This window comes from Hyalangium versicolor (genome assembly GCF_020103695.1).
Taxonomy (GTDB): Bacteria; Myxococcota; Myxococcia; order Myxococcales; family Myxococcaceae; genus Hyalangium; species Hyalangium versicolor.
The window spans coordinates 765090-778729 of sequence record NZ_JAHXBF010000001.1 but is presented as its reverse complement, the minus strand read 5'-3'; the positions used below and the strand labels follow the sequence as shown (position 1 = coordinate 778729).

Sequence of the window (13640 nt, the reverse complement as noted above, 5' to 3'; positions counted from 1 at the left end):
GCCCCGCCGGGAGCCTTGCCGATGAGCCTCGACGCGAAGCAGATCGACGCCATTGTCGATCAGGTGGTCCGCAAGCTCTCCAAGGAGCTGTCGGATCTGCCCCAGCCCGTGCCCTCCCCCGCCCAGCCCCCTCAGGGGCACGCTGATGACCGGCGCGGCAGCGAGCGCAGGTACGGCACGTACACGCCGCTGCCACCGCCCGCCTCGTCCCCCGCCCAGCGCGCGCCTGCCTTCCACAAGGGCCGCAAGGGCATCTTCGACGACCTGGACGGCGCCACCGAGGCCGCCCGCGCTGCCTTCGAGGCCTGGAGCGAGGCCCCGCTGGAGCTGCGCAATACCGTCGTCGAGGCCATGCGAGATGCCACCCGCCGCGCCGCCCGCGAGCTGTCCGAGATGGCGGTGAAGGAGACGGGCCTGGGGCGCGTGGAGGACAAGATCAAGAAGAACCTCCTGTGCGCCAACAAGACTCCGGGCCCGGAGATCCTCCGTCCGGGGGCCTTCACCGGCGATCACGGGCTGGCGCTCATCGAGCGGGCGCCCTACGGCGTCATCGGCTCCATCACCCCGACCACCAACCCCACCGAGACGATCATCAACAACGGCATCGGGATGATCGCCGGGGGCAACGCGGTGGTGTTCAACGTGCACCCGAGCGCCAAGCGGGTGAGCGCGCACCACATCCAGCTGCTCAACGAGGCCATCGTCTCCGCGGGCGGGCCGGAAAACCTGCTGTGCGCGCTGGCCGAGCCGACGATCGATTCGGCGCAGGCGCTGATGAAGCACAAGAACGTGCGCCTGCTGGTGGTGACGGGCGGGCCGGCGGTGGTGCGCGCGGCGATGAACTCGGGCAAGCGGGCCATCGCGGCCGGCCCGGGCAACCCGCCCGTGGTGGTGGACGAGACGGCGCACATCGATCGCGCGGCGAAGGACATCGTCGACGGCGCGTCGCTGGACAACAACATCGTCTGCATCGTGGAGAAGGAAGTGTTCGCGGTGGCCTCCATCGCGGACCAGCTCAAGCAGCAGATGGAGCGCCACGGCGCCTTCGAGGTGACGGGCGCGGCCATCCACCGGCTGGAGAAGCTGGTCGTCCACGACGGCCACCCGGTGAAGGACTGGGTGGGCAAGGACGCGGAGAAGATCGCGGAGGCCGCTGGCATCCGGGTTCCCAAGGGCACGCGGCTGCTGTTCGCGGAGGTGGACCCGACTCACTCGTTCGTCCAGGCGGAGCTGCTGCTGCCGGTGATCGGCTTCTCGCGCCTGCGCAACGTGGAGGACTGCATCGTGGCCGCCCTGCAGGCCGAGCACGGCTTCGGGCACACGGCGACGATGCACTCGACGAACCTGGACAACCTCAGCACGATGGCGCGACTCATCAACACGTCCATCTTCGTGAAGAACGGGCCCTCGTTCGCGGGCCTCGGGATGACGGGCGAGGGTTACACCTCTTTCACCATCGCATCGCCCACGGGCGAGGGGCTCACCACGGCGGTGAACTTCACCCGTGAGCGGCGCTGCACCCTCAAGGACTCGTTCCGCATTGTCTGAGCCCACGCCACCCCTGCCTGGACCCGCGCTGGCGCTGCTGGAGCTGGACTCCATCGCGCGCGGCTACGTCGTGGCCGACGCGGTGGTGAAGCGCGCGGCGGTGACGCTGTCGCTCGCGGAGGCCGTCACTCCGGGCAAGTACCTGCTGCTCTTCTCCGGCGAGGTGGCGGAGGTGCAGGAGTCCTTCCAGGCCGGCGTGGAGACCGCGGGCCGCACGCTGCTGGACAAGCTGCTGCTGCCCTATGCCGCGCAGGGCCTGGTGGACGGGCTGCAGGGCCGCTTCCCCGGCGTGTACGGCGAGAGCGTGGGCATCGTCGAGACGCACACGGTGGCCGCCGCGCTGCTGTGCGCGGACACGGCGCTCAAGCGGGCCGACGTGGTGCTGGAGCGGCTCCAGCTCGCGCGAGGCATCGGCGGAAAGGGCCTCTTCGTGCTCGCTGGAGAACTCCACATGGTGGAGGCGGCGCTCGAAGGAGCCGCGGCCGCGGTGGAGCCGCACCTGCTGCAGACCACGGAGCTCATCCAGCGCCCCAGCCCCGAGCTGCGCGGCCGAGTGCTCTAGTCCCCCACCCTCACGCAGATACAACTTCAGCGGGGGCGTAAAACACGCTGATACACGCGTCTCACATGTGACCGAAGGATCACGCGCAACGTGTGATGGTCGACGAATGCGAGCGGGAGGCGGCCTCGCGCCCTCCCGGGATTCTCGTGTCGAGAGTACACATTTCTACATGAGTGACGTGCGCGGGCCTGCCGAACCGGGGGGAGAGGTGGCGGAACATCCTCTGGGTGCGCGGGCCGTGCCGGCCCTGGCTTCCGAGCCATGCCCCGCGCAGGAACAGGCTCTGCCGTACCAGGCGCTCTTCCTGGCGGTGGCGGAGGAGCTGCCGGACGCGATCTTCACCAAGGATCTCCACGGCCGCTACACGTACATCAACGCCGCGGGGGCGCGGTTCCTGGACCGGCCCGTGGAGGAGATCCTCGGCCGGAGGGACAGCGAGATCCTGGGACAGGAAGAAGCTCGGAACACGCAGGAGTTCGACCGGCAGACGCTGCTGGCCGGGCGCACGCTGCGCGCGGAGATGAGCGAGTGGATGGCGGGCGTGCAGCGCGAGTGGCTGTCCACGAAGGGCGTGCTGCGGCGACCGGATGGGCAGGTGATCGGGCTGTTCGGTATCTGCCGGGACATGTCGGATCAGCGGCGCAGCGAGGCAGCTCGGAATCAGAGCGAGGCGCTCTTCCGGACGGCGTCGACCAACAGCTTCGATGCCTTCTTCATCGTCCGCCCCGAGCCGGAGGGCCTGCGCCTGCTGCACCTCAACATGCACGCCGAGGCGCTGCTGGGCTGCGAGGCACGCGCGGCGGAGGGCCACCTGCTCTCCGAGTTCCCGCATGCGGCCTTCATCGCTCCCCTGGCGCTGTGCCAGGAGGTGTGGCGGACGGGCAAACCCCATGACGAGGAGCTGAAGCAGCTGCTGCCGCAGCATGGCCGCCGCTGGTTCCGCCGCCAGCTCAGCGCGGTGGGCGAGTGCATGGCCGTCACGGTGCGAGACATCACCGAGCACCGCGAGAACGAGCTGCGCCTGAGGCTCAATGAGCGCATGGCGGCGGTGGGAATGCTGGCCTCGGGAGTGGCGCACGAGATCAACAACCCGCTGGCGTTCGTGCTCAGCAACCTGCACTACATCGAGAAGGAGCTGCGCCGCCTGAAGCTCGTCCACACCGACATGGGCGAGATGATGGAGGCGATCGCCGATGCGCGGGAGGGAGCCGAGCGCGTGCGGGGCATCGTCCAGAGCCTGCGGGCGCTCGCGAGGGGGGACTCGGTCACCACCCAGCCGATGGATCTTCACGAGGTGCTGGACAACTCGGTCCAGCTCGCATGGGGACGGCTGCGCAGCCGTGGGAACGTGGTTCGCGAGTACGGCGAAATACCGCAGGTGATGGCCAACTCGGTGCAACTGTCTCAGGTTTTCGTGAACCTGCTGGTGAACGCGGCGCAGGCACTGCCCGATTCCGGGAACGGAGAGGTCCGCATCCTGACGCGCCAGCACAGCGACACCCTGGTGCTGATCGAGGTGCAGGACAACGGCTGCGGCATCCCCGCGGAGAACCTCGAGCGCATCTTCGAGCCCTTCTTCACCACGAAGCCGGTGGGAGAAGGCACGGGCCTGGGGCTGTCCGTGAGCCACGACATCATCCGAGGGCTGGGGGGCCAACTCTCCGTGACCAGCACGCCGGGCGCGGGCACGACGTTCCGCGTCCTGCTCCCGAAGGCCTCCGAGGTCCACTGAGGGCGCACGCGAAGCCCTGGCCCTTCACGTTCGCCGGTGCCGCAGCGCCAACAGCTCCCAGGTGATCTCCTGGCCGTCGGTGTCCTTCCGCAGGAGCCCGAAGCGAGCCTGCGCGTGGCTGCGCTGGTGCCCTGGCACGAAGAAGTCGATGGAGTCGACGTCCCAGTAACTCAGGTGCGTGGGATTCCGATAGGCGTCGTCATGGTGGCGGTCCGGCAGCCGGATCCGGATCACCGCGTTGTGCCGGGCGATGCGCCAGAGTTCCTCGATGATCTGAACCTTGTGCGCCATGTGCTCGATGACGTGAAACGCGAGGATCTCGTCGAACGAGTCATCGTCGAAGGGCAGCCGGGGATTGAAGGGATCCACCGAGGCGGCCACGTCGAAGCCTGGGAGCTGCTGCGTGCTGAAGTTGAGGTAGCCGGGCTGGATATCGGGCTCATAGCCGAAATTCAGGCGCCGGCTGGCCTGAGGCTCGAAGAGGCGCAACAGATCGGTCCGCAGCTGCTTGAGGCTGAGGTTCCGAGAGGCGAAGGCCCGCGCATTCGCGCTCATCCGCATCCGGCGCTCCGGCTCCCGGTAGAGCAGCTCGCAGTAGTGCTTGAACTCCTCGTTGCTCTCGCAGAGGAACCCGTTGTGGCCATGGATCACCTGATCCACGAGCCCTCCACGATTCTCCACCACGGGCACGACGCCGGCCGCCATGGCCTCGGTGACCGTGCGGCACCAGCCCTCGTGCCACGAGGTTTCATCCGTCTTGAAAATCAGGACGTCGAGCCGTGCCAGCAGCTTCTCCACCGGCAGCTCCCCGTTCTCCAGGAAGCGCACGCGCGGAGGGAGTTCGACTCCTCGGAACTTGCCGGGGATGCCCATGCACAGGAACTCGGCCTTCGGGATGTCGATGCTCTCCAACAGATCGAGGAAGTCATCCGAGTACTTGCTGTCATCGCCGCGGCTCCACCGCCCGATCCGGAAGAGCCCCTCGTCGGCGCGGCGGACAGATCCATAGTGATCGGTGTCCACCCTGGGATGGATGATGGAGCAGGACTCGAAGCTCTGGGGGTCCAATCCCGGCGTGTTGTGGAGGCTGAAGCTGCTGGCGAAGACGAGGCGCGAGATGCCGCGATCCCGCAGATGGTTGTAGCGCTCGATCCGAGCGCCACACAGGCCTGGCGTGTGGACCCAGGCGCACAACACGACTCCGGGCGGCTCCTTGCGAAAGCGCACGTACTCGCCTCGGAACCGATCGTCATGCCCCACGCAGTGGTAGAGGACGCCGCGCAACTGAGGGCTGACATCGTCCTCGGTGACGATGGCCTTGCGTCGAATGGAAATCCCCTGCTTCTCGAGCTGCTTCTGGAGCTCGGGCGAGAACCCGCCATCGTGGTTGATGAAGAAGACGTGCCGGTATTCGGGCAGCGCGCGAGCACAGTCGACGGCGCAGAGCACGTCTCCCGCCACATACAGGCCCTGAAGCTGATGGAAGAGAACGGGCTGAATCGGTCGACGCGACGGGCTCATGGCGAGGAGCAAAGCGTACGACGCGGGCTCATGAAAGCCACGGCATACGCGCCCGCTCCGGCTCACCCACGAGCTGCCCCGACGGCGGGATGAGGCTCAGCGCTGCTTTGGTCACGTGCTCCCACCTGCGGAGAAAGGACTGATACTCGGGAGGCTGCCGCGCATGCACCTCGGCGCGAGTGCGTTCGTCGAGCGGCTCTGCACCGGTTGCTGTCGCCACGATCCGCGGGTTTGCCTCCAGGAGTTCGTGCCAGGAGCCAACGTCGACCACGATGTCCGATCCACTCCGGGCGACCACGTGCGTCCAGCGCGAGTCGGGAGCATGACGATGCACCCCCGTCCAGGGGCCCTCCCGTACCATCTCGCTGACGGCATCACGGATCCTCACCGGATCGATGCGTGCGCTTCGGTAAGGAGGCCCACCGCGAACCCGATCGTCGGACCAGATGATCAGACCCTCAGGCCATGCGACGAGGATCCCCCGATCCTCCTCACGTCCCCCGGTGACGGTGATGAGCACGGCTGGCGATTCAGCTGAATCCATGACCCTTCCTCCGTCAGAGCGTCACACTCTCCGCCCCAGCCCTCGCATGCCTGCGAGGCCGCACCTCAAGAGCCGCAGTAACGCCTCTTCTGCCGCCTCGCGAAGTCGAGTTCCTGCTGGACCTGGCTGCGGCAGGTCGCATCGGTGCCGCACTCATCGATATGCGACTCATAGCAGGGGACCTCGGCGCTGTATGCCGTACACTCCGAGGCATTCGGGTCCACGCCAGACCTGAAGTTCGGGCGCTCGACATCGGCGCCCGTGCAGTCGACCTGGTCGCGGTGAGTCGCCTCGTGCACCCTGACACACTGGGCGACAATGCGTTGCGCCGTCGGGTTCGTGACGGTGCGGTTGATGTTCGCCGTCCACACGCAGACGTGCTTCGTGTTGTTGCAGCAGATGATGCCGCCGTAGTCCCCCCTGTCCAGACCGCGGCTGCGCGCCGTCTCACAGCAATCCGCGGCCGGAGCCGCCGGAGGCGGAGGAGATGGCGGAGTCACTCCGGGAGCCGGAGCAGGTGTCTGCCTTGGGAAGGGAAGCTCCGCCGTCTCGTCATCGGTGGCCACGCGATGCGCAGCCGCCTGATCCTCCTGCTCACAGGCCGAGCAGCGGTGTGGAGTCTCCTTCTCTTCCGACTCGCATGCGGAGCAGCGGTGTGGCGCGGTCTTGGATTCAGCGCGCGCCGGAGCACTGGACACACCGAAGTAGCTCCTCCGCTCCTGAGAGGGCTCGTGGGGACCAGGGGCTCCCCTTCGGCTCGATGTCGCCCAATGAAACCAATGCGGATTCGTCGGTGGAGCGTTGGATGGCCGCTGGGGCGTGGGCTTTGACACGGGAGCACGCGTCGTACACGGACGCGGTTTGCGGTCGAACGCGAGCATGTCTCACACCCCCCACGCTGTTTGGCAGAGTCTACCACGCCAATCCCAGCCCACCCCAGCTCTCGCGACAGCACTCTACGCGCAGGCAATCACGCGCATGGAGGCGTTGGCCGACTGGCTGCGTTCGGATGGCCAGCCTGCCCTGTTCGAAGTCCATCCACCGCTCTAGAAATAGCCAGTCCCCGCCACCTGGCTTCGTCGACGCGGCCTCACCCGAAACACAACCCGGCCGGTCCTCTCGCTGCGCAGAGCGTCATCGCAAGTGTGCGTTTTGGACCAATCGCATGCATGTCGTGCCGGTAATTTTCCGGCATCACGCGCCGCCAAGATCAGAGATCGCGGAGTTAGCGAAGGCATGTGATCAGCGCGCATCTGCCGCCCTAGCACGTCATTGACCAGACAATGTTGGCTGATACTCTCCGCGCGGTTTCGCCGAGTCGCGCTGTGAACGCTGCACTACTCCGTGGGGGGAAGTGACGTATGGCGAGCTTCGCGGGCATCTCCGCGGCTGGGAAGAGCCTCGAGAGGCTTCTCACGGCGTGCTTCACGGAGGAGCAGCCGGTCCCTGGCAAGCAGACCCGTGCGCTCCTCGTGCGCACCGAGGACTTCGCCCAGAGCAACGGCGCGCTGAGCTTTACGCTCCCAGCCCTCACGCTCTACCTGTACCGCGTCGACTTCAACAAGACGACGCGCGCCGCCTGGTCTGGCGTGGGCCACCTCGACGGGCGCGGGCACCTCCCGCTGGATCTGCACTTCCTCCTCACCGCCTGGGCCGACAACGCTGAGTACGAGTACCGCATCATCGGCAAGACGATGCAGTGCCTGGAGACGACGCCCATCCTCAACGGGCCGCTGCTCTATCCGGATCCCACCGCGGACTGGGCCCCCAACGAGGCGATCCAACTGGTGCTCGAGGAGATCAGCACCGAAGCGGTGATGCGGACGTTCGATTCGCTCCCCACCGACTACAAGCTCAGCATCCCGTACATCGCCCGCGTCATCCGCCTGGACAGCAGGGTCTCCTACGCCTCCCCGACCGTCACCAGCGTGACGAGCGGCATCAAGCCGAGTTCGTCGCCATGAACCAACGGCTCCCAGAGAACTTCAGTGAGCACATCCACCAGCTCGCGCTGGGGCTGGAGCCCATCGACGCGCTGCGACGGCAGCGGCTCGCCCAACGTCTGGAGGTGCGGGTGGAGGGTGTGTCCCCGGCGGTGGCGCGCCTGCCGGGCTTGCGCATTGCCCGACACGAGTCGTGCGTCCATGCGCTGCTGCGCTACCCGGGGCTTAAGAGCCCTCTCATGGTGCGCTTCCAGGACGACACACGCCGCTTCGTTCCCCGCCGGCTGAAAGTGCCTGTCGCTCCGGGCACTCCCACCATTCTGCGTCCCGCCTTCTTCCCGGGCGCCGCCTATGACGTGACGGATCGCTCCACGGGCCTGCGCGGCCTGGTGCACCGCGGCGGCCAGCCCCTGCGCTGGGCTCGTGTGGAGGCGCGTCTCCCCGCGGCCACTCCAGGCAGCGGGACACTGGTGGGACGGGCCCATGGCGACGATCGCGGCGAGTTCCTGCTCCTGCTCTGGCCCGCCGCCTCCACGCTCGGCGTGCTGACCCCCACCCTCCAGGTGGAGGTCACCGTCTTCGGACTCAAGAACCCCCAGATCCCCGCCACGCCCTCGCTGCCGTTGGAGGATCCGCTCTGGGATGTGCCCGAGGAGGAAGTCCCCGCCTCCGGCACGGATACCGTCACCCCTGGGGAGCAACTCCCCAAGGACTACGAAGCAACCCTCACCAGCCGTCTCACCATCCCGTTCACGCTGGGGAAGCTCACCAGCACAAACCAACCCATCGTCTTCTCTTGAAGCAGGAGCCGCGCGATGCCCGAGTACCTGGCACCGGGAGTCTATGTCGAGGAAGTGAGCTTCCGGTCGAAGTCGATCGAAGGTGTTCCCACCAGCACAACGGGCTTCGTCGGGGTGACCCGCTTCGGCCCGGTGCAATACGCGGATGGCCCGAAGACAACCGAGCCCCGCCTCATCACCAGCTTCACCGAGTTCGAGTCCGTCTATGGCGGACTGGAACCGCTGGCGGTGGGCGCCACGGCGCTGACCGCCGAGGAACACCTGCCCTACACCGCGCACGCGGCCCGGGCCTTCTTCCTCAACGGCGGCGCGCGCCTCTATGTCTCGCGCGTCTTCGTTCCTCGCAGCGGCACGGATCTGGGAATCGCCAGCACCTCCGTGCAGGTGGGCAGCACCACCGCGAAGTGGAAGGCTCGCTGGCCCGGAAGCTTCGGCAACGTGTGGGTCGACAGCCAGGTGGTGCGCAGCAAGAACATCGCCTACATCGACAATGATCTGGGCGGCATCGTCCAGGTACGCCGCGCGAAGAAGGGCGCCGTGGTGGAGATCATCACCTCCGGCACTCCGCCCACGGGCAATGCCCCGCTGGTGATTGGCAACCTGGCCCAGGTCGACATCGACGGGGACGGCAAGCAGGTGTTCGTCCGCGGCGGAGCCACCGTCACCCCCAACGTCACCGACATCATCCAGCTCGTCGAGCTGCGGGTGCTGGTGAAGGTGACCCCCGAGCGCACCAGCTTCTATGACGAGCTGGGCGCCGACCCGGCGCAGACGCGCTACGTCGGGAAGATCCTCCAGAAGGATGACCCCGAGGACGAGAACGCCGTCATCTGGCTGGACTACGATCCGGATCTGGCCGGAGATGACGCCGCCGCCAAGCTGATGGTGGCGCTCCAGGGCAACACCACCAAGCGCCTCACGGGCGGCAACGACGGGCAGATGCCTGCCCCCTCGGACCTGGCGGGCAGCGCGGCGGACCCGGACAACGCCTCCATCAAGGCGACGGGACTGGAGGCGCTGGGAGAGATCGAGGACATCGCCATCGTGGCGGCGCCTGACTCCGGCACCTATGAGGACGAAGACCTGTGCGCCGCCGCGACGGATGCCCTCATCCGCCACGCCGAGGCCCAGCGCTACCGCATCGCCGTGGTGGACGCGCCCGCGCACAGCTCCATCAGCAAGGTGCGCGAGTTCCGCGGCCGCTTCGACAGCAAGTACGCCGCGCTCTACCACCCGTGGATCGAGATCCTCGATCCCACCCAGCGCCCCGCGCAGGGTGCTCCGCCGGACCGGCTGCTGCTGCCGCCCTCGGGCTTCGTGACCGGCATCTACGCCCGCAGCGACATCGAGCGCGGCGTGCACAAGGCACCCGCCAACGAGGTGGTCAACGGCTTGACGAAGTTCGAGCTCAACATCAACAAGCCCCGCCAGGACGTGCTCAACCCGGAGGGCATCAACGCGTTGCGCTTCTTCGAGGGCCGCGGCAACCGGGTGTGGGGCGCCCGGACGATGAGCTCGGATCCCGAGTGGAAGTACGTCAACGTCCGCCGCCTCTTCATCTACCTGGAGCACTCGATCGACAAGGGCACGCAGTGGGCGGTGTTCGAGCCCAACAACGAGCGGCTCTGGGCCAACGTGCGGCAGACGATCGAGGACTTCCTCTACGTGCTCTGGAAGGACGGAGCGCTGTTGGGCACCAAGCCCGAGGAGGCGTACTTCGTGCGCTGCGATCGCACCACGATGACGCAGAACGATCTGGATAACGGGCGGCTCATCTGCCTCATCGGCGTGGCGCCCACCAAACCCGCCGAGTTCGTGATCTTCCGCATCGGCCAGTACACCGCCAACGCCAAGGCCTGAACGGAGACCTGACGCATGCCTACCTATCGAGACAATCCGTACGGCGCATTCAACTTCCTCGTCTCCCTGGGCAGCGGCCCTGGTGGCAGCCAGGGCGATGGCTCGCTCGGCACCATCATCGGTGGCTTCTCGGACGTGAGCGGCCTGGGCTTCGAGGTGAAGTACTCGGAGTACCGCAACGGCAACGAGAAGGTGAACCTGGCCCGGAAGATCCCCAACACGCACACCGTGGATGACATCACCCTGAAGCGAGGGCTGGTGGGCTCGGACGATCTGTTCACGTGGCTGAAGGCCGTGCGCGATGGCACCGCCGATCCGCGCAACGTCACCATCACCCTGCTGGACGAGGCTCGCAACGCGGTGGCCACCTTCACCCTGCGCAACGCGCAGCCGAAGAAGTGGAGCGGCCCCACGCTGGCAGCCAAGGGCGGTGGCGAAGTGGCCATGGAAGAGCTCCACCTGGTCCACGAAGGCATCGAGTACAAGTAAGCGAGGGCCCCTCCGTGACCGAGCGACTCCGTCTGGGAGCCCCCGGCGTCTATGAGCTACCAGACGTCCCTCTGCGCGTCCTCACGGGCGAGCGGATGGACGTCTGCGCCTTCGTGGGCGTGGCGCCGAGAGGCCCTGCCCGCAAGCCCTTCTTCCACGAGCCGTGGGCTCCGGCCCCGTGCGCGGAGGGCCAGCCCGTGCAGCGCTCCGTGCCCGTCGTGGTGGAGAGCTGGAGCGCCTATCAACGGCTCTTTGGTGGCTTCGAAGGTCCCGGGCTCCTCCCCTACTCCGTGGCCTCGTTCTTCGAGAACGGTGGGCGCCGCGCGTATGTGGTGCGCATCGTTCACGACTACGGCTCGGGGAATCCCAGCAACGATGCGGGAGTGGCTCGGGCCCGGCTGATGGGCGTCACCCTTCCTGGCGGAGTCCCGCTGTGGCTGCGAGCCCGGAACGAGGGGACGTGGGGCAACAAGCTCTCGGCTCGGATGTCGTTCTCCGCGCGGCCGCTCGCCTTCGATCCCGGCACGGCCACGGCGACCTCGCTGGCGCTGGCTCGGGACACGGAGCTGCCTGCCGGCTCGCTGCTGCGGTTGACGCTCGCCGGTGGAACCCAGGTGCTCAGCTTCGTGGCGGATGCTCGCAACGAGTGGGACCCGGAGAGCGGCGTGACGGTGCTGCGCGCCACCCTTGCTTCCTCCGTGGGCGGCGTGCCCGAGCTGGCCGAGATCGTCGAAGGGCTGCTGACGGTGGATGACGGTGACGGCCGCACCGAGCGGCTGGAGCGGCTGGGGCTCGCTTCGTCACACCCTCGCTGGCTGGCCCGGGCGCTCGTGGAGCAGTCCGAGCTGCTGTACCCGGATGAGCGCCCGGACAAGGTCTGGGTGGATCAGGAGCTCGTCCTCACGCCCGCGCTGGCACCATGCGGCACCGAGCCGTTCACCGGTGGCGAGGATCGGTATCCGGAGATCATCCCCGAGGACTTCATCGATACGGGCTGGACGCCGGGAGACGAGTGCCCCGGAGACGGTGTGCAGTCGCTCGCGGACACCGCCGAGATCGCGCTGCTCGTCGTGCCGGATCTCTACTCTCCGGAGCCTCTCGTCGCGGTGGAGGACGTGGTCTCTCCCGTCTCACTCGCTGGCGCGGAGTTCGCGCCGTGCGTGCCACTGGCTCCTGCACCCGAGCAGGCGGCTCCCGTACCCGAGCTGAAGGGGCTGCAGCTCAACCCGGAGCTGCCCGCGGAGCTGGACACGATCATCGCGCTCCAGCAGGAGCTCGTGACCTTCGCTGAGCAGTGCCAGTCCTTCATCGTCCTGCTCGACGTACCTCCCCGGCTGAATACCCGGCGCGTGCTCGCGTGGCGCACGAAGTTCGCCTCCGCCTTCGCCGCCGCCTACTCGCCCTGGCTGATGGTCACCCGACGGGATGACCAGCGGGACGCGATCATCCGTGTGAACCCCTCGGCGGTGGCGGCGGGGATCATCGCCCGGCGGGAGCTGGAGTCCGGCGTGCAATACGGCCCCGCCAACGTGCTGGCCGAGGGCGTGGTGGACGTCACCGACCGCCTGGCGTCCGCGCAGCACGACACGCTCCATCAGGCCTCCATCAACGTCTTCCTCCGCGAGCGGGACGGCATCCGGCTCACCGCGGCGCGCACCCTCTCGCTCGATCCCAACTACCGCCAGCTCAGCGTGCGGCGGCTGATGACGCTCCTGTGCCGGGTGCTGGAGCGACAGATGCAATGGGTCGTCTTCGAGCCCAACAACGGCCGCCTGCGCGGCGAGGTGCGCCAGCTGCTGCGCACGTACCTGCGTCAGCTCTTCCTCGCCAACGCCTTCCAGGGAGCCCGCGAGGAGGAGGCCTTCTTCGTCCGCTGCGACGAGACGCTCAACTCGCGGCAGGTGGTGGACAGCGGCCGGCTCATCGCCGAGGTGGGCGTGGCGCCCGCCGAGCCCCTGGAGTTCCTCGTGCTGCAGATCGCTCGCGAGGGCGACGGCACCCTGCGGGTGGGAGGCTGAGCCATGGCCCCCATCGACACGGGCAGCCGCCGGCTGGCGAACACGTTCAACTTCCGCGTCGCCTTGCGCCGCAGCGCCGGGCCTCCCGCGGGAGCCTCCGCGGGCTTGTCCCTCAGCGCTTCCGCCAGTGTCTCCGTGGGTGCCGGGGGCTTCTCCGCGAGCGCCCAGGCATCGGCCTCGTTCGGCGTCTCCACGGGCGGGGACCTGCTGGGGGATGGCGGCTTCCAGGAGTGCTCGGGGCTGGAGATCTCCATGGACGTCCAGCAGCTCGAGGAGGGCGGCCGCAACGACGGCGTCATCCAGCGCGTGGGCCGCGGCAAGTACTCGAACATCGTGCTCAAGCGCGGCTTCTTCTACGACTCGAGCGGCCAGGTGAACGCGGAGCTGTGGCGCTGGCTCCAGGGCATCTTGAGCGGCGTGCGGCCCGTTCTTCGCTATGACGGCGTCATCGAGGTGCTGGACGCGAGCGGCGAGGGAGATGACGCCACCGTGCTGGCCACCTGGACCTTCGACCGCGGCCTGCCCTCCAAGCTGGTGGGGCCGCAGCTCAATGCGCGCTCCGGAGAGATCGCCATCGAGGAACTCCACATCGCACACGAGGGCTTGAGGCTCTCCATCTGATT

General features: G+C 67.7%; 12 protein-coding genes. 9 read left to right on the top strand and 3 right to left on the bottom strand.

Translation table 11 applies throughout. The annotated features are described in order from the left end of the window. The first annotated feature begins 21 nt into the window (after positions 1-21). The 3 genes from KY501_RS02700 to KY501_RS02690 all read left to right on the top strand — a co-directional run bounded on the left by KY501_RS02700 (position 22) and on the right by KY501_RS02690 (position 3842). Positions 22-1548: an aldehyde dehydrogenase family protein gene (locus KY501_RS02700; RefSeq protein WP_224360850.1), complete on the top strand. Its 1527-nt coding sequence runs from the start codon at positions 22-24 to the stop codon at positions 1546-1548. Then, a complete protein-coding gene (locus KY501_RS02695; RefSeq protein ID WP_224360849.1) occupies positions 1541-2110 on the top strand; it encodes a BMC domain-containing protein in 570 nt (189 codons plus the stop codon). Before KY501_RS02700 ends, KY501_RS02695 begins: the two co-directional genes overlap by 8 nt. 169 nt (positions 2111-2279) lie before the next feature. Continuing rightward, on the top strand, positions 2280-3842 hold the full coding sequence (locus KY501_RS02690; protein WP_224360848.1) for an ATP-binding protein: 1563 nt from the start codon (positions 2280-2282) through the stop codon (positions 3840-3842). 24 nt (positions 3843-3866) lie between these two features. On the opposite strand, the gene KY501_RS02685 is transcribed toward KY501_RS02690, so the two are convergent. The 3 genes from KY501_RS02685 to KY501_RS02675 form a co-directional block, all read right to left on the bottom strand. After that, positions 3867-5363, bottom strand: coding sequence for a glycosyltransferase (locus KY501_RS02685; protein WP_224360847.1), 1497 nt, complete (start codon positions 5361-5363; stop codon positions 3867-3869). Between the two features lie 28 nt (positions 5364-5391). Then, positions 5392-5907, bottom strand: a complete 516-nt coding sequence (locus KY501_RS02680; RefSeq protein WP_224360846.1) for a hypothetical protein — start codon at positions 5905-5907, stop codon at positions 5392-5394. Between the two features lie 65 nt (positions 5908-5972). Continuing rightward, entirely contained in the window at positions 5973-6473 is a 501-nt protein-coding gene (locus KY501_RS02675) for a hypothetical protein (RefSeq protein WP_224360845.1), read from the bottom strand. A gap of 795 nt (positions 6474-7268) precedes the next feature. Between KY501_RS02675 and KY501_RS02670 the strand changes: the two genes are divergently transcribed. Genes KY501_RS02670 through KY501_RS02645 form a run of 6 tightly spaced genes read left to right on the top strand, consistent with a single transcriptional unit; the run spans position 7269 to position 13638 of the window. After that, positions 7269-7871, top strand: a complete 603-nt coding sequence (locus KY501_RS02670; RefSeq protein ID WP_224360843.1) for a Pvc16 family protein — start codon at positions 7269-7271, stop codon at positions 7869-7871. Continuing rightward, on the top strand, positions 7868-8650 hold the full coding sequence (locus KY501_RS02665) for a hypothetical protein (RefSeq protein WP_224360841.1): 783 nt from the start codon (positions 7868-7870) through the stop codon (positions 8648-8650). The genes KY501_RS02670 and KY501_RS02665 overlap by 4 nt, the downstream gene beginning before the upstream one ends. 15 nt (positions 8651-8665) lie before the next feature. Next, entirely contained in the window at positions 8666-10510 is a 1845-nt protein-coding gene (locus tag KY501_RS02660; protein ID WP_224360840.1) for a phage tail sheath subtilisin-like domain-containing protein, read from the top strand. Positions 10511-10525: 15 nt separating this feature from the next. Then, positions 10526-10999, top strand: a complete 474-nt coding sequence (locus tag KY501_RS02655; RefSeq protein ID WP_224360838.1) for a phage tail protein — start codon at positions 10526-10528, stop codon at positions 10997-10999. 14 nt (positions 11000-11013) lie between these two features. Beyond that, positions 11014-13017, top strand: coding sequence for a phage tail sheath subtilisin-like domain-containing protein (locus KY501_RS02650; protein WP_224360837.1), 2004 nt, complete (start codon positions 11014-11016; stop codon positions 13015-13017). 3 nt (positions 13018-13020) lie between these two features. Beyond that, positions 13021-13638 (top strand): phage tail protein, encoded by a 618-nt coding sequence (locus KY501_RS02645; RefSeq protein ID WP_224360836.1) that lies wholly within the window; start codon positions 13021-13023, stop codon positions 13636-13638. Positions 13639-13640: the final 2 nt, after the last annotated feature.

Bases quoted from the DNA above. Each gene is read 5' to 3' on its own strand.
- KY501_RS02680 (WP_224360846.1), bottom strand. From the start codon at position 5,907: ATGGATTCAGCTGAATCGCCAGCCGTGCTCATCACCGTCACCGGGGGA.
- KY501_RS02670 (WP_224360843.1), top strand. From the start codon at position 7,269: ATGGCGAGCTTCGCGGGCATCTCCGCGGCTGGGAAGAGCCTCGAGAGG.
- KY501_RS02690 (WP_224360848.1), top strand. From the start codon at position 2,280: ATGAGTGACGTGCGCGGGCCTGCCGAACCGGGGGGAGAGGTGGCGGAA.
- KY501_RS02665 (WP_224360841.1), top strand. From the start codon at position 7,868: ATGAACCAACGGCTCCCAGAGAACTTCAGTGAGCACATCCACCAGCTC.
- KY501_RS02685 (WP_224360847.1), bottom strand. From the start codon at position 5,363: ATGAGCCCGTCGCGTCGACCGATTCAGCCCGTTCTCTTCCATCAGCTT.
- KY501_RS02660 (WP_224360840.1), top strand. From the start codon at position 8,666: ATGCCCGAGTACCTGGCACCGGGAGTCTATGTCGAGGAAGTGAGCTTC.
- KY501_RS02700 (WP_224360850.1), top strand. From the start codon at position 22: ATGAGCCTCGACGCGAAGCAGATCGACGCCATTGTCGATCAGGTGGTC.
- KY501_RS02645 (WP_224360836.1), top strand. From the start codon at position 13,021: ATGGCCCCCATCGACACGGGCAGCCGCCGGCTGGCGAACACGTTCAAC.
- KY501_RS02655 (WP_224360838.1), top strand. From the start codon at position 10,526: ATGCCTACCTATCGAGACAATCCGTACGGCGCATTCAACTTCCTCGTC.